This is a genomic window from Planococcus sp. SE5232 (genome assembly GCF_050686535.1).
Taxonomy (GTDB): Bacteria; Bacillota; Bacilli; order Bacillales_A; family Planococcaceae; genus Planococcus.
Genome location: NZ_JBOGCP010000001.1, coordinates 312,031 through 332,459 on the forward strand (window position 1 = coordinate 312,031; position 20,429 = coordinate 332,459).

Sequence of the window (20,429 nt, forward strand, 5' to 3'; positions counted from 1 at the left end):
AACTTTACATAAATTAGAGGAGTGAAGACATGGAACATGAATCGAATGCAGATATTCCCTTGTTCTTGAAGATGAACGCGCAGGATAATACGGCGATCATCGTCAATACGGGTGGATTAAAACAAGGAGTTCAGTTTTCATGTGGTCTGACTCTTATACAGCGAATTCCACAGGGACATAAAGTTGCTTTGTCCGATATTCAACCAGGTGAAGAAATCATTCGCTACGGTGAAGTAATTGGCTATGCTGAAAAGTTGATCCAAAAAGGTAGTTGGGTGAAAGAGGCATTGGTGAATTTGCCGACGCCTCCGGAACTGGATTCTCTTCCATTTTCAACGAATCTAAAAGAAGTGAAGCCATTAGAAGAAACCTATACGTTCCTCGGTTACCGAAATTCAGATGGTACGGTCGGAACGAAAAACCTGCTTGGCATTACGACAAGCGTGCAATGCGTTGCAGGGGTTCTGGAATATGCAGTCAAAAAAATCAGGCAGGAATTATTGCCGCAGTTTCCCAATGTAGATGATGTTATCGCTTTGAACCATAATTATGGCTGCGGAGTGGCAATCAATGCACCAGATGCGGAAATACCGATCCGAACCATTGAAAATCTAGCGAAACATCCAAATTTTGGTGGGGAAGTGATGATCATCGGTCTGGGTTGCGAAAAATTGGTGCCTACGCGTTTAAACGATGGAAATGACGACGATAATATCCTGTCCCTTCAGGATGAAGATGGCTTTGTCCAAATGATCGCTTCCATCGTTAAAATGGCGGAACAGCGCTTGAACCGATTAAACGAACGTCAAAGAGAAGTCTGTCCTGTTTCTGACTTGGTGGTCGGTGTTCAGTGTGGAGGAAGCGATGCTTTTTCAGGAGTTACGGCTAATCCAGCATTGGGCTATGCCACAGATCTTTTAGTAAGAGCCGGTGCGACGGTGCTTTTCTCCGAGGTCACGGAAGTTCGGGATGCCATCCATCTATTAACTCCCCGCGCAGTAAACGAAGAAGTGGGAAAATCTTTAATAAGAGAAATGAAATGGTACGACGAGTATTTGAATAGAGGCCAAGTGGATCGCAGCGCAAATCCATCCCCGGGCAATAAACGGGGAGGATTATCGAATGTTGTTGAAAAGTCGCTGGGATCCATTGTGAAATCTGGAACTTTACCGATTGTCGATGTATTGAGTCCAGGGGAAAAGGTGAGAAAGAAAGGGTTGGTTTTCGCAGCTACGCCAGCAAGTGATTTTGTTTGTGGAACGCTTCAATTGGCTTCCGGAATACACTTGCAAGTATTCACAACCGGCAGAGGAACACCCTATAACTTGAGTATGGCACCAGTCCTAAAAGTGTCGACAAGAAACACACTGCAGGAGCAATGGCATGATCTGATCGATATAAATGCTGGAAAGATTGCTACCGGAGAAGCTTCTATTGAAGAAGTGGGGTATGAAATTTTTAACGACATTCTGGAAGTGAGCAGCGGATCCAAGCAAACCTGGGCTGATCAATGGGGAATCCATAACGATCTTGCCCTATTCAACCCTTCTCCCGTTACTTGAATAAATTAATTGAATTGACAGAACAATTTAATTGTCTTACAATATTACTATTAAACAAAAAATAATTGAAGGTGGTAATGGATATGAAAAACAAAAGGCAATCACCCACAGGGATTTTAGGCTTTCCGGTAGCGCCATTAACGGATAAAGGCATATTGGATTTAAATGGACTGGAAGCAAATATCGATTTTTTATTGGATCAGGGCCTGACTTCGATTTTTGTAGCATGTGGAGCTGGTGAGCTTCACGCGATCAACACCGCGGAATACCACGCCATGGTGGAATTGGCTGTCAAAAAGACAAAAGGAAAAGTGCCGCTCTATACCGGAGTCGGCGGCAATATCACTGCTGCTTTGGAACAGGCAAAAATATCCGAAGAGCTTGGCGCAGACGGCTACTTGATCTTACCGCCATACTTGATCGATCCTTCTCAAGAAGGCCTTTACAATTATTTGAGCGAAATCATCAGCAGCACCGATTTAAATGCCATCGTCTATAACCGGGACAACTGTATTATGACTGCAGATACATTAGGCAAGCTTTGTGAGTTGCCTCAACTGGTCGGCTTCAAAGATGGCGTCGGCAATATGGAAACGGTAGCTGAATTCACGCATTTGTTCGGGGATCGGCTGGAATGGATCAACGGGATGCCGTTGGCTGAAGTGACGATGGGAGCCTACTTGAATCTCGGCTTCAATACGTATTCATCGGCCATTTCAAACTACATCCCGCATATTTCAAAACAGTATTTCGAAGCATTGAAAAATGGCGATAAAAAAGTCGAGAAAGAGATATACGGAGAAGTTATCCTACCGATTCACCGTATCAGAAAACAGAAAAAAGGCTATGCTGTTTCACTGATCAAAGCAGGCATGAAGATCGTCGGACTTCCGGTCACAACAAATGTCAGAGCTCCAATCGCGCCGGTCGAAGAAGCGCATTATGCACAGTTGAAAGTAATCATCGAAGAAGCGCTGAAGAAATATCCGGCAAAAATAACGACTAAAAACTAGGAGGATTTTATGACTACTAATATAGAAGTTAAAACATACTTGAACTACATCAACGGCGAATGGGTTACATCGGATACCGGGAAAACAAGCGAAAGCTTCAATCCTTCCAATAAAGATGAAGTGCTGGGTTCTTTCCAGTTGTCTTCTGCAAATGACTTGGATAAAGCGGTCTCTGCAGCAAAAGCAGGCCAGAAAGTTTGGAGAAAGCTTGCCGGCAGTGACAGAGGAAATTACTTGTTCAAAGTGGCAAATGTACTTGAAGAGAAAGTGGAATATGTGGCTGAAGCAATGACCAAGGAAATGGGCAAAACTTTTGCGGAAGCAAAAGGTGAAACCCTCCGTGGTGTAGCTATTCTGCGTTATTATGCAGGCGAAGGCATGCGGGCGATTGGAGATGTCATTCCATCGTCAGACAGCGAAGCGCTGATGTTTACAACGAGAGTACCGTTAGGAGTAGTGGGCGTCATCACCCCCTGGAATTTCCCGGTTGCCATTCCGATCTGGAAAATGGCACCAGCATTGATCTACGGAAACTCAGTCGTCTTAAAACCGGCCAGCGATACGGCAGTTACGGCAGCCCGGGTGATTGAATGCTTCCATGAAGCGGGTCTTCCGGAAGGTGTCATCAACATGGTGACCGGTTCCGGTTCAGTCATCGGACAAGGTCTGGCGGAGCATCCGAATGTGGATGCCGTCACATTTACCGGATCGAACGCAGTCGGAAAACAAATCGGCCGTGCAGCATTTGATCGCGGCATCAAATATCAGCTTGAAATGGGCGGCAAGAATCCGGTTATCGTAGCCAATGATGCAGATCTCGATCTGGCTGTCAGTGCGACAATTGCTGGAGGATTAAAATCTTCAGGACAGAAATGTACAGCTACCAGCCGGGTCATCGTCCAAAAAGGTGTATACGATGAGTTCCGCAAAAAATTGCTGGAAAAAGTCGCTGAAATTACAGTCGGAAATGGCATGGACTCCGGCAGTTGGATGGGACCAGTCGCAAGTGAAAACCAGTTGAATACGGTGTTGTCTTATATTGAAAAAGGCAAGCAAGAAGGAGCCAAACTGATCTATGGCGGAAATCGTCTTACAGGAACGGAAACTGCCAACGGCTACTTCGTAGAACCAACAGTGTTCGACGACGTGACATCTGATATGGCCATCGCAAGAGAAGAAATCTTCGGTCCTGTACTGGCATTGCTGAAAGTGGATACGATAGAAGAAGGGCTGGCAATGGCTAATGACTCGGAGTACGGCTTGAGCGCATCGATTTTCACCACAAACATCGGCAATATGCTGGAATTCATCAATGATATGGAAGCCGGGCTTGTGCGCATCAATGCGGAAAGCGCAGGCGTTGAATTGCAGGCGCCATTTGGCGGTATGAAACAGTCGAGCTCACATTCCCGTGAACAAGGGAAAGCGGCTATCGAGTTCTTCACAGCTATTAAAACGGTATTTGTAAAAAAATAAAAGCAGAGGGAGTTATGCGCTAGATGCGTAACTCCTCTTTTTTAAAATTTTTTGGACTTTTAAATAAAGAATTTCTATACATAACCCGTTTACGGGATTGTTTCAACCAATAAGTATGGAGGAGTGGGAATATGCTAACGAAAGATGAGAATCAGCAAAAAACAGCAGCACCGCATATAGTGGAAATGAGAGTTGTCCCGGTTGCGGGGCATGACAGTATGCTATTGAACCTGAGTGGAGCGCATAGTCCATTTTTTACGCGTAATATTGTGATATTGGAAGACAATCACGGAAATATTGGAGCGGGGGAAGTTCCGGGAGGAGAAGCCATCCGCCAAACCCTGGAAGAAGCAAAAGAATATGTACTGGATCAGCCGATTGGTGCCTACAACCGGATTTTAAACAAAGTCCGTAAAGAGTTCGCATTTAAAGACGCGGGCGGCAGAGGCAGCCAAACCTTCGATCTGAGAACAACGATTCACGCAGTAACAGCGCTCGAAGCGGCGTTGCTTGATCTTTTGGGGAAATTCCTGAATGTTCCTGTTGCGGAGCTATTGGGTGAAGGTCAACAGCGAACGCATGTAGAGATGCTTGGCTACTTATTTTATATTGGAGATCGCAACAAAACAGATCTGCCTTATTTGAGCGAACCGGATGCAACTGACGACTGGTTAAGATTGAGGCATGAAGAAGCACTGACTCCTGAATCGGTTGTCGCGCTGGCTGAAGCTGCCCACAAGCGTTATGGTTTCCAGGACTTCAAACTCAAAGGCGGCGTACTGAAAGGCGAAGAAGAAATGAAGGCTGTAACGGCTTTGGCTGAACGCTTCCCGGAAGCCCGGATCACGCTGGATCCAAACGGTGCCTGGTCATTGGAAGAAGCGATTCGCCTTTGTAAAGGCAAGGGAGATGTTCTTGCCTATGCGGAAGATCCATGCGGAGCGGAAAACGGCTATTCTTCGCGTGAAGTGATGGCCGAATTCAGAAAAGCGACAGGACTTCCGACCGCCACGAACATGATCGCTACAGACTGGCGCGAAATGGGCCACGCCATCCAATTGAACTCTGTCGATATTCCATTGGCTGATCCTCATTTCTGGACCATGCAGGGGTCGGTAAGAGTAGCACAGATGTGCAATGAATGGGGACTAACATGGGGATCACACTCGAATAACCATTTTGATATCTCGCTTGCGATGTTTACCCAGGTCGCGGCAGCAGCTCCAGGAAAAATTACAGCAATCGATACCCATTGGATTTGGCAGGATGGACAGTACTTAACTAAAAACCCTTTCCAAATTGTGGACGGTAAAATTGAAGTGCCTCAATCACCTGGTTTGGGCATCGAAATCGATCTGGAAAAAATCGAGAAAGCGCATCAGCTATACAACGAACACGGCCTTGGCGCACGCGATGATTCTCAAGGTATGCAATATTTAATTCCAAATTGGAAATTCGATAATAAGAAGCCTTGCCTAGTAAGGGATTAATATAGGAAGTAAGTGTAAAATTAATGTAAAATAGAAAGAAGTAGCGCAGGAGCGAAAGAATTATACGGTGTTCTTGCATAAAAAGGCGGTGACAGGTTATATGATGGATGGATATATAGTGGACACAGTCCGAAGAAGTACACTCTCGCAGCAGGTTTTGGAGAAAATTGTATTTTTATTGGTTGATGGCCAACTGAAGCCTGGAGACAAATTACCTCCGGAGATGAAGCTGATGGAGCAATTGGGAGTAAGCAGACCCGTTTTGCGAGAAGCTTTGAGTTCTCTTGAGACCTTGGAGATCATCACGAGAAAGCCCCGTGGTGGGACAATTGTAAATGATAAAGTCGGAAGCGATCCTTTTACAGCGATGCTCGCCCTATCGATAAACAACCTTCCTGCTGTAATTGAAGCGAGGATGGCGTTGGAGCTCGGTTTGGTGACTATTGCAGCTGAAAAGATTTCGGATGAACAATTGGACCAGCTGTTGGAAACGATTGAAAGCATAAAGGAAAATGCGCATACCAACTACGGTGCACTGGACAAGGAGTTTCACCGAATCATTGCGTTGAGCGCAAACAATCCGGTGGTGGAAGGGATGATCACCTCTTTGCTTATTACGCATCATAAAACAGACAGCTTAATTCAGCATCGGGATCCCGATATTACAGTGGAGCACCACATGGCAATCTATGAGGCTTTGAAAAAAAGAGACCCTCATGAAGCGTTTACGCAAATGTACCGGCATTTAAGTTTTGTCCGGAAAAAAATTCTAGACAATTTACCGGAAAAAAGTGATTGAAAAGGAGCAGACTGTAAACGCGAATTGTTTATAGTCTGCTATTTTTTGGAAAACTAGGAAAAGCGTCAATGAAAGCAGGTGGAGGATTTGAATAGGATAAAAAGCAGTTTAATAATCCTTGTTCTTCTGCTCTACTTTTTCAATGTTTTTATAGGCAGTGAACGCGGTCATATATTACTGTCGATTTTGGCTTTTTTATTATTGATTGTTGCCATCCCTTCTTCAAAAGCCATGACAAAGGTGATGGGCATCAGTCTTCTGGTTATCGGAATGGGCATCAGCTTCTTTATGAATGGCGCCAGCTTGATCGAAAGTGTTCAAGGCGTCCAGCTGAATTTGCCGCTTCTTATCCTGATACTGCTGGCTCCATTATTGTCCATTCCTTTAAGGAGCGGAACGTTGCTGGACGATCCGATGGCATACATAGAACAGGTAAAGAACAAACCGAGGCAACTATTTCTGGGAATCTCAAGCTTTCTGACCCTGCTGGCTCCTGTCTTAAATGTAGGATCGGTGAGGATTTTAGCTGATTTGATGAAAGACCGCAATTTGTCGGGTGAGCTGTTGGGCCGTTCTTATTTCACCGGTTTTTCTACAGCGATGGTTTGGTCGCCTTATTTTGGCTCTGTCGCACTGGTGCTGTATTACCTGGACATCCCTTATAGCGAGTACTTTGTCATCGGACTGTTGTTTGCCGCCGCGCAACTTCTGACAGGGAATCTGCTTTTCGCCATGAAGAATGGAGTCGAAAAGCCTTTATCAACAGAGAAAAACAAAGGGGATGAAAAGGAGATACATATACTGCCCCTGGTTCTGAAATTTGTCTTCTCATTAGGGATCTTGATTTCAGCTTTGATTCTTCTGGAGCAGCTGACGAAGTTATCGATGCTCGTCTTGGTGAGCATGCTGGCAATCATCATACCGGCAATCTGGATGGCTTTGGCTGGCAAGTGGAAGAGTTTCATCGATCAAGTCATCCTCTATAAAAATCAGGTAACAGGCGGAACAGGCAGCGAAATGGTTCTTTTTCTAAGTGCCGGTGTATTTGGCAGTGCAATTTCGAATTCTTCCATATCGGGCTGGATAAAAGATTTTCTATTGATCATTTCTGAAGGTTCTTTTTTCTTCTTTGTTGTGTTTATCGTTTTTACCATCATGTTCTTTGCCTTAATCGGTTTCCATCAAATTATTACGGTTCCATTGCTGGTCATGCAAGTCGATCCTGCAGCAATCGGTGTGGACCCTGTAGTGATTGCTTTTGTCTTCATACTGGCTTGGTTCATGTCTGCTATCATCAGTCCGATAAATGCAGTTACGATTCTCATATCGAACGCAGTCAGCAAGAAGTTTTTCACAGTGGGCTTCCGATGGAATGGACTGTATGTGCTAACGATGTTTTTGATCGGCTGTGTCTTCATCTATGCACTGAAGCTTATTTATCAGTAACTCTCAACAGGTCGTGAGATCTTCATTCTTCAAAATAAGGCATTCAGTGTTGAATAGAGATGAGTGAAAAGGGGGAAGGGAAATGGCTTTTAAGGTCCTGGTACCAAGAACTGTGGCATCTGAAGGAATTGACTATTTAAAGGCGAATGGCTGTGAAGTGGATGCGCGTAAAGAAATGAGCGCAGGAGAACTAGAGGCAGCGATTAAAGATTGCGATGCGGTTTTGCTGAGAACAGATATGCTGGACGAAAAAATGATTCTTCAGGCTGATCGGCTGAAAATCATTGCACGGCACGGCGTCGGGTTCGATAATATCGATATTGAAGCTGCTTCAGCCAAGGGGATTTATGTGTCCTACACACCCGCCGCCAACATCAATTCCGTGGCCGAACATGTGACAGGATTGATATTAGCCATTTCCAGGCAAACTATTAAAGTCGATAAGGCTGTGAGACGAGGAAATTTTGAGGTGCGGGACACCTCTTACGGAACTGAACTGAAAGGAAAAGTGCTGGGCATTATTGGACTTGGCAATATTGGGAAGCTGGTCGCCAAAAAATGTGCATTCGGCCTCGAAATGAGAGTGATTGCCTATGACCCTTACGCCAAACCGCCTGAAGAAACATACATAAGCAAAGTAGAAGACATAGACGAACTGATGAGGAAGTCAGATTTCATTTCTTTGCATCTCCCATATAACAAAGCGCTTCATCATTTCATCGATCAGGAGAAGTTAGGTTTGATGAAACCCTCGGCATTCCTAATCAATGCGGCCAGAGGCGGGTTAGTGGATGAAGCCGCATTAGCTGAAGTGCTCAGTGATAACTTGATTGCCGGTGCTGCATTGGATGTCTTTGAACAGGAGCCCGTTTCTGCCGATCATCCGCTGCTGAAGCTGGATAACCTGATTGCCACACCTCATCTTGCCGCTTTGACACAAGAGGCGATGAACACCATGTCCCTGGATTGCGCAAAAGAGATTGTTCGGGTTAAAAACCAGATGGATCCGCTTGTATGGCTTAATGAGAAGCAAATGGAGAAAGTGGGTGAAACGGGTAAATAATCTATTGAATATAAAAAGTGCAGCTGAAAAGGAGATGTTTACCGTTTCAGTTGTATTTTCGTGGTGATGTTTCCCAGGGGAAACATCAAGTTTGTATCTGTTATCGAAAAGCAGAATACTTGGACTGTATGAAGTAATTGAACGATAGATGAGAGCATCTGTTAGTTAGAACTGGTCAAATCCGGAGAAGGTAGCTGAGATATCCAGCAATTGGGAAAGAAGAGGCCAGAGTTATTGGGTTTCCATGGGAAAATGATTGCTAAAACAGGGTAAGCAAGTAATTAAGCCCATAAGAACAAATAAGACAGACTCTTTGATGAGGATTCAGTCCAGCACACGGTAAGGATTGGACGGTCAATATCCTACTGGTTAACGAAGATTATATAGTGGTGGTTATTCACAAACATCAGAGAATTGCTCAAGGGAATCAGAAAAAAATTGGTAAACACAAAGCTCAGATAGAGTGATTATTAGTGTGGGTATACGAGAATCAGAACATTGATAATATTTGAAGTTCCTGTTAGGTAATAAATCCATACGTCCGTTCTATTAGTAAAGAGGGGTGTACCGAAAGCTCTTTCCTTAATGATGGGACTTTAACGCAGATATATTCTTGGAAGTTCGCAAAAAGTTCAATCGGGTTACCAAAAACAATGACTATACGACAGAGAAAGTAATCGCAATTAACTAAATGATTGCCAATATGGATAGGCTAGTAAGCTTTAAATCAAAAGGATGACGACAATATCAGCCTATGGAATAAGGCCTAGCTCGAGCACTTTTGACCTTGCTGTCTTATAGTCTAAGGATTATTGCTCCATATTTTATGAAGCAATAGGCTCTCTACAAAGGGCTAAATCATTTAGAAAAGATATAGCAAAGAGCTAAGTAAAATAAGCAAACAAGTCTATTTTACGACGAGCTGGCGCAGGAGAAATTGTCTTTGTTTTAGCCCGCGGGGTAGAAGTGGTACATGGAAAGTATGACTCTTTAGTCTGATTTATATAGATAGAATAATTTGACAACTCGTTTCTTTAAAAGTAATCTTAGCTTGTTCGAGGTTGAATATACTGAATTAGGAAGGAGACTATTAAACCGACTAATAAATTTTGCTATCATAATATTTCCACTTGTTGAGAAGAGTCAACATAGTTATGCAAGTTTGCTTAATCCATTTACACCGACGGCATGTTAGTTTCTAGTTATGATTAAGTCATAAAAAGAAGGAGAGAGTTAATTATTAAGAATTTTTTCAGTCTCTCTACTCAATTAAAAGTCCTTTATAAGTTCAATGAATTAAAGAGTTTATCCGGATTTCAAAACGATATCTTAAAAGTGTTTTTATTAAAATAACAACGTTGTCTAGGAGGTTTAATGATAAGCTCTGTTTATTCTAAAAACATATATCTTTTTTATTCATTGGTTTTTTTAATCCATATCATTAATGTATTTCTGAAGAGCGAAGAACTAAATTATCTATTAGGCATACTAGCGATTGTTATGTTGATTGTTTCTTATGGAAAAGCGTCCCGTCTTTTTAAAATTCTTGGTGGAGCTTTTATTATAGTGGGTGTCTTTTTATATACTACTACTGGAAATCCACTGCAGGAAGTTCCTCCTATGCTTGTATCAAATCTGCCTTTACTGACTTTGTTGGCTATGCTGCCATGGATGAATAGTGTAGTCAAAAGCGGGAGATTCGATAAAAATTTAAAACAAGTGATGGAAGTAAACGTAAATGATCTTGGCAAACTATATCCACGAAGTTCAATTATCACATTGGTAATGGCTGCTTTTCTAAATTTATCCTCAACAACTATTGCGCAAGATGTTTTAAAAAGTAATTTGAAGACATTTGATGAAAAAGTAAGGAACTCGTTTATCAATACTGCAACATTGAGGGGCTACTCGTTGGCTTTAATATGGAGTCCTTTAGAGATTCTGCTGGCGGCTTCGATTTTTGTGACGGGAGTAAACTATATATCTTTACTTCCATGGTTGCTGCTGATTTCTGGGGTAACTTTTCTGCTAGATGCGTTATGGGGCAGGTTGCGCTACCAAAAGTATGAGTATAACCATATAGCTTCAGTTGAACGGACAATTGACCCGAAAATGCTAATAAAAAAATTAGTTCATTTAATTAGTGCGCTTGCTATTTTTTTATCGCTCGTAATTTATTTAGGTAATCGATTCGATTTAGAATTTATTTTCACCGTCACGATATTAATTTTGCCGTTTTCTTTATTATGGTCCGTGTTAATGAAAAGAGTGCGAAGTTTTTGGATAATTGGCTGGAATACTTGGAAGGCTAAAACAAATACTATGCAAAACTTCATCGTTTTATTTATCTCATTGTCTTTTTTTGCAAATAGTATTAGTCTCACTTCCTTTTTAGAAGTGATTCAGGCTCCGATTGCATCGATGTCTAATAAACCGCTTTTAATAATGATTACCATTCAATTGCTATTCATTTTCCTTAGCATGTTTGGTGTTCATCCAGTAGCGACAATCGGTATTTTAGGCGGTGTCATATCAACTTTGATAAATTTCATGAACCCAATTAGTTTGGCGATTGTTTTAGTTACAAGCGCTGTTTCAACATTAACAGTTGGAACTTACGGTCTAGTTGTAACACTTACCTCAGTTAATATGAGACAAAGTCCATACAAAATCACTTTGCAAAATCTTCCATTCGCTCTTCTTTTCGGTGGAATCGGTACTATAATAGCGTTTTTACTATTGTAATCAATTTTTTAGTGGAATTATGGAAATCGAGTTTGCTATTTCTATAAAAGGTGAGAGAAGATTTGTTGTAAGTTGTAAGAATTTTCTTAAAACGCTTGATTTATAAAACGCTTACAATTATAATACGATTAAGAATTATAAGTCTTTTGGAAAAGAGGCTATGTTCTACAGCAGAACTAACAATTTTGCTTTCCAATATTCGAAACAAAAAAATCTAGGAGCAACAAAGGCAGTATCTGCTTGATAATAGAGAGGAAGTGGTGAACCACCGATTACGTAGTTGCTTAATATTAAGCTATTAAATACAAAAAAATTTTCGTTTTATGGGATTCTGAGATGAGTATTACTTGAAAGTCAGGCGCTTAATTAAGTATAAATATTTTTTTTGATCTAAAATAACAACGTTGGAAATTTGCTTTTATAAATATTTTTTTGAATATAGTATAGATAAAAAACCTAAGGGGGAATTAACAATGAAAATGAAAACGTTGTCAATCTTTTTTGTAACTAGTATGGCAGCACTTACGCTAGCTGCATGTGGGGATGAAGGCTCAAGCTCGGGTGGATCTGCAGAAGGTGCTGGTGAAACAATTACACTAAAGTTAGCTGAAAACCAGCCGGATGATTACCCTACAACTATTGGAGATAAAGAATTTGCTCGCTTGGTTGAAGAAAAAACAGATGGCCGCTACAAAATAGATGTCTATTCAGGCGGGCAGTTGGGTGAGGAAACCAACTCTATTGAACAAGTTCAGCTCGGATCGATTGACTTAGCTCGTGTAAATGCATCTCCTCTCTCACAATTCGCAGAAGAGATAGGCGTTACATCAATGCCATTTTTATTCGAAAATGAAGAAGAAAAATGGGGAAAATTGAATGGGGACTTAGGCCGTGAGTTGTTGGATACTTTGGATGGCACGAACATGGTTGGGTTAGCATTTTATGATTCTGGTGAAAGAAGCTTTTATAACACAGAACGCCCAATTGAAACACCGGAAGACATGGCGGGGTTAAAAATTCGTGTGCAAAATTCCGAATTGTCTATTGCTGTAGTTGAAGCTTTGGGAGCTTCTGCTACACCTATGGAATACGGAGAAGTCTATTCCAGCTTACAGACTGGAGTTATTGATGGGGCGGAAAACAACTTTCCAAGTTATTATACTTCTAACCACTTTGAAGTTGCACCCTACTATACAGTGAACGGATACACTGGTACTCCGGAAGTTGTTATTGCATCTCAAAAGGTTTGGGATACATTAAGTGATGAAGATAAAGAATTGTTCAGAGAGGCTGCAATGGAGTCAGTAGAAGTTCAGCGCGAAGCTTGGGCTGAGTTGACAGAAGAATCAAGAGAAGCGGTTGTGGAGGCCGGCAGTGAGTTAGTCGAAATTGACGATATCACTCCTTGGAGAGAGGCTGTACAGCCAGTTTATGATCAATATGAAGAACAGTACGGCGAGTGGATTGATAAGCTTTCAAACTAATAAGAGAGTCCATTGGGGTGAGGAATTATTCCTCACTTCTCTGTTTTAGGAGGAATATCCATATGAAGATTTTGAAAATGGTTAAAACTTTTTTGGATCGACTTTTATTAGGGTCTGCTTTAACCATGTTGTTGGCGATGGTAGTGATTATTATTGTTCAAGTCTTTTCGCGTCAAGTACTGAATTATACGCCTTCCTGGTCAGAAGAAGTCTCCAAACTTCTTTTCGTTTGGGTCAGTTTTCTGGGTATAGCTTATGGATTTAAGGAAAAACTTCATATTGCTTTGGGAATTGTCGTCAATCAGCTTCCAGAAACTGTACAGCATGCATTTGATTACTTATCGAAAGTATTAATTATTGGTTTTGGTGTAATCATGATTTATTATGGCTGGCAGTTTACCGTCTTAATGGGGAACTCTTCAATGCCTGGAACGGGATGGCCGTCGAGTGTATTATACTCAGCAATACCGGTATCGGGGTTTTTCGTAACATTCTATGGGATTGACCTGTTGTTCAAAAAGGGACTGCATCAAGACTTAAATGATATAAGTGAGGGTTGAGCATATGGATGTTTTCGTTTTATTAGGGAGCTTTATTTTATTACTGATATTTAGGGTTCCAATAGCACTTACACTAATTATATCCTCACTGGTTACAGGGATTTATATGGGCATCGACTCTGCGGCAATTGTTCAACGAATGGTCGGCGGCTTGAATTCATTTTCTTTGTTGGCTATCCCATTTTTCATACTGGCTGGTGAAATTATGAATGAAGGAGGAATCTCCCGCCGATTAATTGATTTTGCAAATGTGATCATTGGGAGGATTCGCGGCGGACTAGCTATGGTTAACGTCTTGGCCAGTACATTCTTTGGCGGTATTTCAGGGTCGGCTCTAGCGGATACCTCATCTCTGGGATCTGTATTAATTCCAATGATGAAAAAACAGAAGTATGATGCAGACTACTCTGTTTCGGTAACCATTTCCAGTGCTACACAAGGTGTTCTGATTCCACCAAGCCATAATATGATTATTTTTTCTACTGCTGCTGGTGGAGTTTCAGTCGGTGCTCTTTTCATGGGTGGTCTCTTGCCTGGTTTATTACTCGGTTTGGCTATAATGACTTTGACTTACCTAATCGCTGTCAAAAGAAAATATCCAAAAGGTGAGCCTGTGGCTAGGGAAGAAATTCCGAAAATCATTAGAGAAGGTTTATTAGGACTATTCACCATTGTAATCATTATGGGCGGAATACTCAGCGGTATTTTTACGGCTACTGAATCTGCTGCAATCGGAGCGCTATATGCCTTCATTATTGCTTTCTTCGTATATCGTGAAGTATCAATAACAAGAATGGGTGTCATTCTGCATAATACCTTTAAAACTTTGTCGATGGTGCTGTTCTTGATCGGAGCATCTTCTGCTTTTGGTTGGCTATTGGCCATGCTGCGTGTTCCGCAAATGGTAGCTGATGCATTAATCAGTATTTCTCCCAACAATTTTATAACAATCTTATTAATTTTAATTATCCTTCTACTGTTAGGCATGATAATGGATATGGCACCGCTTATTTTAATTGCGACACCAATCTTGCTGCCAGTTGCTATAACGGCAGGGATAGATCCGGTTCACTTTGGTGTAATGCTGATTTTGAGCTTAGGTATAGGATTGGTAACACCTCCAGTAGGTGCAGTGTTATTTGTAGGGTCTGCCATTGGACGGATATCCATAGAAAAAGCTTCAAGAGCCATGCTGCCTTTTTATGGAGCAATGTTGGCCGTATTGTTATTAGTCGCTTATGTCCCGAATCTTACTTTATGGCTGCCAAGTTTGTTTGAGTAAGAAAAGTTTATAATTGAAAAAATGACCCTCTGTTTGGCAAACCTACAAGGAGGGTCACATTATAGTAAAAAATTTATAAAATAAAATCTGGTCAGTAATTACAGTGGTTTAAAATACCCGTTGAGGAATTACTGTTTACGTTTGACAGGTGCACATGACTTTCTTTCAGCAAGTGAAGGAGTTAGCATAGTCACTCGAGGAAGAGGCTGGTCGCTTTCCACCATTTTTATAATCGTATCTACAATTTCCTTTGCCAGTTCTTCTATGGGAACGCCTACGCTTGTTAATGGGATTTCCATGTTTTCCATTTGTGGAATGTTGTCATAACTGATCACTGATATATCCTGGGGAATATCTATATGTTTGTCTTTTAGACCACGTATAATTCCACCGCTTATATCATAGCTTCCTCCCACTATGGCTGTAACCGGATTTTGAAGTTCCAGCAGTTTATTGATAGCTGAGTACCCATCATACCAATCTAGGCCTTCGGTATTGAATACGTGCTGTTTATTGAGTTCTTCAATATCGAACTTCTTCAGTGCTTTCTTAAACCCTAAATACTTTCCGATTTGACGCGGGTCGTTCTGGGAGATGAAACCGACATATGCAATTTTGCGATGCCCCAACTCATATAAGTATGTGACTGCTTTTAAAATAGCTTGTTGGTGATCGGGATCGATAACGGGATAGTCTGATGAGGTAGTTCCAGCAACTCCATATCCTAATATAGGAGATGGGAAGTTGGTGATTTGTACCCGAACATCTTCCTCGAATAAAATGGCACCATCTACTTTATACTTTTTGAATGTTTCTAATGATTTTTCAATAGGATCGACTGATAGGATCATGGAATAAGGTGTTTTATTTATTTCATTACTTATCTTTGTTACTAATGTAGCGAGAACGACTCGTTCTATAGTCGGCCATATGAGTCCGATAATTCTTGATTTTTTTGATACCAGATGCTGTGCGGCAAAATTTGGTGCATAACCCATCTCATCTGCAATAGCCACTATCTTTTTTTTAGTATTGTTTTTAACTAACGGGCTGTCGTTCAAAGCTTTAGAAACGGTTGAATAACTAACGCCCGCTACTTTTGCGATATCTTTTATAGTTACAGTCATTTAATCACCTTATAATTCGTATTTTTTAAAATGTAACATAGAAAATACCTTTTCCATCGGTATTTTAAAATAAGCTTTCAATTGTTAAGTGATTTCATATCACTAAAAACTATTCATAACAGTGCTTAGAAGGAGATTTATCTTTAAGTTAACTTTACAACGTTGTTATTAAAAGTTTTCAGAAAAAATTCTAGAGATTATGAAAACGTTATCAGTATGCTGATATTTAATACTAAAAATGAAGGAGTGTCAAATTTAATGGAGCATTTCAACCCGATTTTAGATTTACTTACAGAGGACCAGTTAGAAAAATCTATTATTTCTGAAGTTACAATTTATGAGGAATCATATGCACAATCAGGTCAAACAAACTTAGTGATGGTGAAGGATAAAGATGGCAAGTGGCTATTGGCATCGGGAGAAGGTTCTTTGTTTATGGAATTGGAAGGAACAATTATCGATGGAAAAGGAAAAATTTGCCCACTTTCCCATGAAAACCGCTTAGTGCTGAATCGTTATTTTGACTATACAGTTCCCCGGGCTTTTGGTACAAAGCAAGCTACGATGGGACTTGGAGATCGCTTAGGGATTGCTTCACCTGGGCATATTGAAACTTTAAGAAATAGAAAAGTAAAACCGGTATTGGCTCAGCAAAGCATACGTGAGCTGACATTAACCAATAGATCAATGAACGACATGCTTGATGCGGCATCTTTTGCTGTTTTCCAAGAAGGATACAAAGATGGTTATGGAGCGGACGGGGATCACATTAAAGAAGAAAAAGATATTGAATACGCCCTTTCGGTTGGAGTGTCAATGTTGACGCTGGATTGCTCTGATCAAATCAAAAAGAATATTGAAACAGCCACAGATGAAGAAATTAGATCTGCATATGAGAAGCTTCCTGAAGAAAAAAGAAACTATTTCACTGAGCGCTATCTAAATCAAGCATTTGAAGTCAACGGATTAAAGATTGAATTTAATGAACTGACGTTGATGAAGAATGTATTGATTTATGGGGAGGCGCTGGATTATACCCAGCATGTTTATGAGGAATATATAACAAAAGCCGACCGCGATATCGATTTTGAATTATCCATCGATGAAACAGAAACTGTAACATCACCAGGCTCCCATTTCTTTGTAGCTAATGAACTGAAATCAAAAGATGTACTGGTTACTAGTCTTGCCCCAAGATTTTGTGGAGAATTCCAAAAAGGAATCGACTATATTGGCGATGTAGAACAATTTGAAGTTGAACTGAGTGAACATGCAGCCATTGCTGAATATTTTGGATATAAATTAAGTATTCATTCTGGAAGTGATAAATTTTCAGTTTTCCCGATTATTTCTAAGTATACAAAAGGAATTTTACATGTTAAGACAGCAGGAACCAATTGGCTAGAAGCTGTAAGAGCCATTGCAACAATTAAACCAAATCTTTATCGTCGTATGCACGCTTATGCTTTAGAGCACCTTGATGAAGCATTGAAGTATTATCATATAACACCAAATATGGAAAGCATCGTTCCACTGGACAGTGTGAACGATGAGCAACTGGCAGATTACATGAACAACGATGCAGCCCGTCAAGTGCTTCATGTCACATACGGTATTTTGCTTACGGCCAAAGATGATAAAGGAAACTTTTTATTCAAAGATGAGTTTTACAATTCACTGAACGAAAATGAACAAGCATACCGTGAAGCACTTATCAGCCATATCGGAAAACACGTTGATTTACTGAATTTATAATTGAAGAAAGGATGTTGAATTTGCAAACATTTATGGGTGAAAACTTCTTACTGGAAAATGAAACAGCAATCAAGTTGTACCATGACTATGCAAAAGATTTACCGATTATTGATTACCATTGCCATTTGAGCCCGAAAGAAATATATGAAAACAAAAAGTTCAAGAATATTACGGATATCTGGCTGTATGGGGACCATTACAAATGGCGCGTGATGCGAGCCAATGGAGTAGATGAAGAATACATTACCGGCGATGCCAGTGATTACGATAAATTCATGGCATGGGCTAAAACAGTCCCGTTGTTGATCGGCAATCCGCTTTATAATTGGACTCATTTGGAATTGCAGCGTTTCTTCGGTATTGATGACATTCTCAATGAAAAATCTGCACCGGAGATTTGGGAAAGGGTAAATGCATTACTGGACAGTGATAGCTACCGCGCACGTGATTTTATCCAAAAATCCCAAGTGAAAGTGATTTGTACAACTGACGACCCGGCAGACAGCTTGGAATATCATTTGAAACTTAGAGATGAAAATGATTTTGACACGAAAGTATTTCCGAGCTTCCGTCCTGACAAAGCTCTCGAAATTAACAAAGATGGCTTTGCAGACTGGGTAGGGAAATTGCAAAAAGCCTCGAATCTTGAAATCAATTCCTATGAGTCGTTTCTTGAAGCTTTAAAGTCAAGAGTTGATTTTTTCCATTCGATTGGTGGCCGTGTTTCTGATCACGCACTTGATGCAGTGATGTATACTGATGCAACTGTAGAAGAAGCTAAAGTACACTTTGAGCGTGCATTAAAAGGAGAAAAAGTTTCTGTTGATGGTGAAAAAATCTTCAAGTCCCATACTCTGGTCTTCCTTGGAAAACTTTATGCTGAGCATGGATGGGTGATGCAGTTCCATATTAATGCGCTGCGGAACAATAACTCCAGAATGTTAAAAGAGTTGGGCCCTGATACAGGCTATGATTCCATGAACGATGAAAAAATTGCCAAACCATTGGCAAGGTTGTTGAATTCACTAGAAAAAGAAAATGCACTTCCGAAAACGATCTTATATTCATTAAATCCTAATGACAACCCCACACTGGCTACAATGATTGGTAATTTTCAAGGCGGAGGAGTGCCGGGAAAAATGCAGTTGGGTACTGCATGGTGGTATAACGATACGAAATCCGGCATGCTGAGCCAGATGCAAACATTGGCCGACATGGGGGTCTTTAGCCGCTTTATCGGTATGCTTACAGATTCCAGAAGCTTTCTCTCCTATACCAGACATGAATATTTCAGAAGAATAGTTTGTAATTTTATCGGGAGTTGGGTAGAAGCGGGTGAAGTTCCTGACGATATTGAATTCCTAGGCAGTATTGTTAACGGAATCTCCTATCATAATGCAAAAGAATACTTTGATTTCGAATAATATAAATTGCTAAAATGCCCCCACTGCTATTAAGAGGGGGCATTTTAGTAAAAACACTTCAATATTGATCAAGCTTTTGTACACCTATCACAAGATTAAGCACAGTGAGGAGTGGATGCTATTGAATCAGCAGGTGAATTTTGCAATTGTGGGTTGTGGAACTATAGCCAAACAGCATATTCAAGCTATACATAAACTCCCAAATGCTCAATTGACTGCTCTCTATTCCAGAAATGCGGATAAAGCAAGTGAATGGGGACAGGAGTACGGTGTGCAGGCTTTCAGCGATTACGAATCATTACTGAAAAGTGATGGAATTGATGCAGTGGTCATTTTAACGCCAAGTGGAACTCATGCGGAATTTGGAATAAAGGCAGCTGGGGCAGGCAAGCATGTTATTGTCGAAAAACCGATTGATGTTACTTTAGAAAAAGCTGAAAAGTTAGTACAAGCATGTGAAAAGGCGAATGTTAAGCTAAGCTGTATTTTTCAGCATCGGTTTGATACAGGAATCATCAAACTTAAAGAAGCTATCAATAATGATAGATTGGGGAAATTAAATTTCGGTTCTTCCCGCACTACATGGTATCGGCCGCAAGAGTACTATGACAGCGGCAAATGGCGTGGGACAATGCAGCTTGATGGCGGAGGTGCATTAATGAATCAATCCATTCATTATATAGATCTACTGTTATACATTATGGGACCGGTAGAAGAAGTTCACGGTTATTGTGCTACTCGCGCGCATGAACGAATTAATGTAGAGGATGTTGCAGTGGCGAATGTGAAATTTGTTTCAGGAGCACTCGGCATCATTGAAGGAAATACAGCAGCATATCCAGGCTTCAATACAAGCTTGGACGTTTTTGGCGATTCAGGGAGTGTACGCATCGATTCGGATCAAGTTGTAGAGTGGCATATCAAAAACGAAGTACTCGATCAACATATTCGAGAATCTCAAAATGCCAGTACAGGAAAAAATACGCAGACCGCTGATCATAGCCCTTCTTTCATTCGTCAATATGAGGACATTGTTCAAGCATTTCTGAATGGAACTGAGCCGCTGGTTAATGGAAAAGAAGCAGTTAAAGCACTTGAGTTAATATTAGCTATTTATGAATCTGCTGAGACAGGAAAGGCCGTTAAGCTTTCCTGATTCTTAATTCACCAGCACAGTTTCTAACTATATTGCAGTGGGTTGAG

General features: G+C 40.9%; 15 protein-coding genes. 14 read left to right on the top strand and 1 reads right to left on the bottom strand.

Annotated elements, in window-relative coordinates; translation table 11 throughout:
• Nucleotides 1–29: 29 nt before the first annotated feature.
• From garD to ACRC6Q_RS01500, 11 genes are all read left to right on the top strand, one after another.
• Nucleotides 30–1,562 (top strand): galactarate dehydratase, encoded by a 1,533-nt coding sequence (garD, locus tag ACRC6Q_RS01450; protein WP_223636642.1) that lies wholly within the window; start codon nt 30–32, stop codon nt 1,560–1,562.
• Between the two features lie 83 nt (nt 1,563–1,645).
• Nucleotides 1,646–2,575, top strand: coding sequence for a 5-dehydro-4-deoxyglucarate dehydratase (gene kdgD, locus ACRC6Q_RS01455; protein ID WP_431465606.1), 930 nt, complete (start codon nt 1,646–1,648; stop codon nt 2,573–2,575).
• 9 nt (nt 2,576–2,584) lie between these two features.
• On the top strand, nt 2,585–4,051 hold the full coding sequence (gene gucD / locus ACRC6Q_RS01460) for an alpha-ketoglutaric semialdehyde dehydrogenase GucD (protein WP_431465607.1): 1,467 nt from the start codon (nt 2,585–2,587) through the stop codon (nt 4,049–4,051).
• Between the two features lie 131 nt (nt 4,052–4,182).
• Nucleotides 4,183–5,541, top strand: a complete 1,359-nt coding sequence (gene gudD / locus ACRC6Q_RS01465) for a glucarate dehydratase (protein ID WP_223636650.1) — start codon at nt 4,183–4,185, stop codon at nt 5,539–5,541.
• A 100-nt stretch (nt 5,542–5,641) separates the two neighbouring features.
• Nucleotides 5,642–6,340, top strand: a complete 699-nt coding sequence (locus ACRC6Q_RS01470; protein ID WP_223636653.1) for a FadR/GntR family transcriptional regulator — start codon at nt 5,642–5,644, stop codon at nt 6,338–6,340.
• Between the two features lie 87 nt (nt 6,341–6,427).
• On the top strand, nt 6,428–7,786 hold the full coding sequence (locus ACRC6Q_RS01475) for a hypothetical protein (protein ID WP_431465608.1): 1,359 nt from the start codon (nt 6,428–6,430) through the stop codon (nt 7,784–7,786).
• Nucleotides 7,787–7,868: 82 nt separating this feature from the next.
• On the top strand, nt 7,869–8,849 hold the full coding sequence (locus tag ACRC6Q_RS01480; RefSeq protein ID WP_431465609.1) for a hydroxyacid dehydrogenase: 981 nt from the start codon (nt 7,869–7,871) through the stop codon (nt 8,847–8,849).
• Between the two features lie 1,374 nt (nt 8,850–10,223).
• Complete coding sequence (locus ACRC6Q_RS01485; protein WP_431465610.1) at nt 10,224–11,594, top strand: hypothetical protein; 1,371 nt, start codon at nt 10,224–10,226, stop codon at nt 11,592–11,594.
• A 473-nt stretch (nt 11,595–12,067) separates the two neighbouring features.
• Complete coding sequence (locus ACRC6Q_RS01490) at nt 12,068–13,078, top strand: TRAP transporter substrate-binding protein (protein ID WP_431465611.1); 1,011 nt, start codon at nt 12,068–12,070, stop codon at nt 13,076–13,078.
• Between the two features lie 62 nt (nt 13,079–13,140).
• Nucleotides 13,141–13,638: a TRAP transporter small permease gene (locus ACRC6Q_RS01495; protein WP_431465612.1), complete on the top strand. Its 498-nt coding sequence runs from the start codon at nt 13,141–13,143 to the stop codon at nt 13,636–13,638.
• Nucleotides 13,639–13,642: 4 nt separating this feature from the next.
• Nucleotides 13,643–14,920 (top strand): TRAP transporter large permease, encoded by a 1,278-nt coding sequence (locus ACRC6Q_RS01500; protein ID WP_431465613.1) that lies wholly within the window; start codon nt 13,643–13,645, stop codon nt 14,918–14,920.
• A gap of 128 nt (nt 14,921–15,048) precedes the next feature.
• Here the strand turns inward: ACRC6Q_RS01500 and ACRC6Q_RS01505 are convergent, their stop codons facing one another.
• Nucleotides 15,049–16,047: a LacI family DNA-binding transcriptional regulator gene (locus ACRC6Q_RS01505; protein WP_431465614.1), complete on the bottom strand. Its 999-nt coding sequence runs from the start codon at nt 16,045–16,047 to the stop codon at nt 15,049–15,051.
• A 258-nt stretch (nt 16,048–16,305) separates the two neighbouring features.
• Between ACRC6Q_RS01505 and ACRC6Q_RS01510 the strand changes: the two genes are divergently transcribed.
• From ACRC6Q_RS01510 to ACRC6Q_RS01520, 3 genes are all read left to right on the top strand, one after another.
• Nucleotides 16,306–17,802 carry a tagaturonate epimerase family protein gene (locus ACRC6Q_RS01510; RefSeq protein ID WP_431465615.1) on the top strand — a complete coding sequence of 499 codons (1,497 nt, stop codon included), beginning with the start codon at nt 16,306–16,308 and terminating at the stop codon, nt 17,800–17,802.
• Between the two features lie 32 nt (nt 17,803–17,834).
• Nucleotides 17,835–19,226, top strand: coding sequence for a glucuronate isomerase (gene uxaC, locus ACRC6Q_RS01515; RefSeq protein WP_431466312.1), 1,392 nt, complete (start codon nt 17,835–17,837; stop codon nt 19,224–19,226).
• Between the two features lie 121 nt (nt 19,227–19,347).
• On the top strand, nt 19,348–20,382 hold the full coding sequence (locus ACRC6Q_RS01520) for a Gfo/Idh/MocA family protein (protein ID WP_431465616.1): 1,035 nt from the start codon (nt 19,348–19,350) through the stop codon (nt 20,380–20,382).
• Nucleotides 20,383–20,429: the final 47 nt, after the last annotated feature.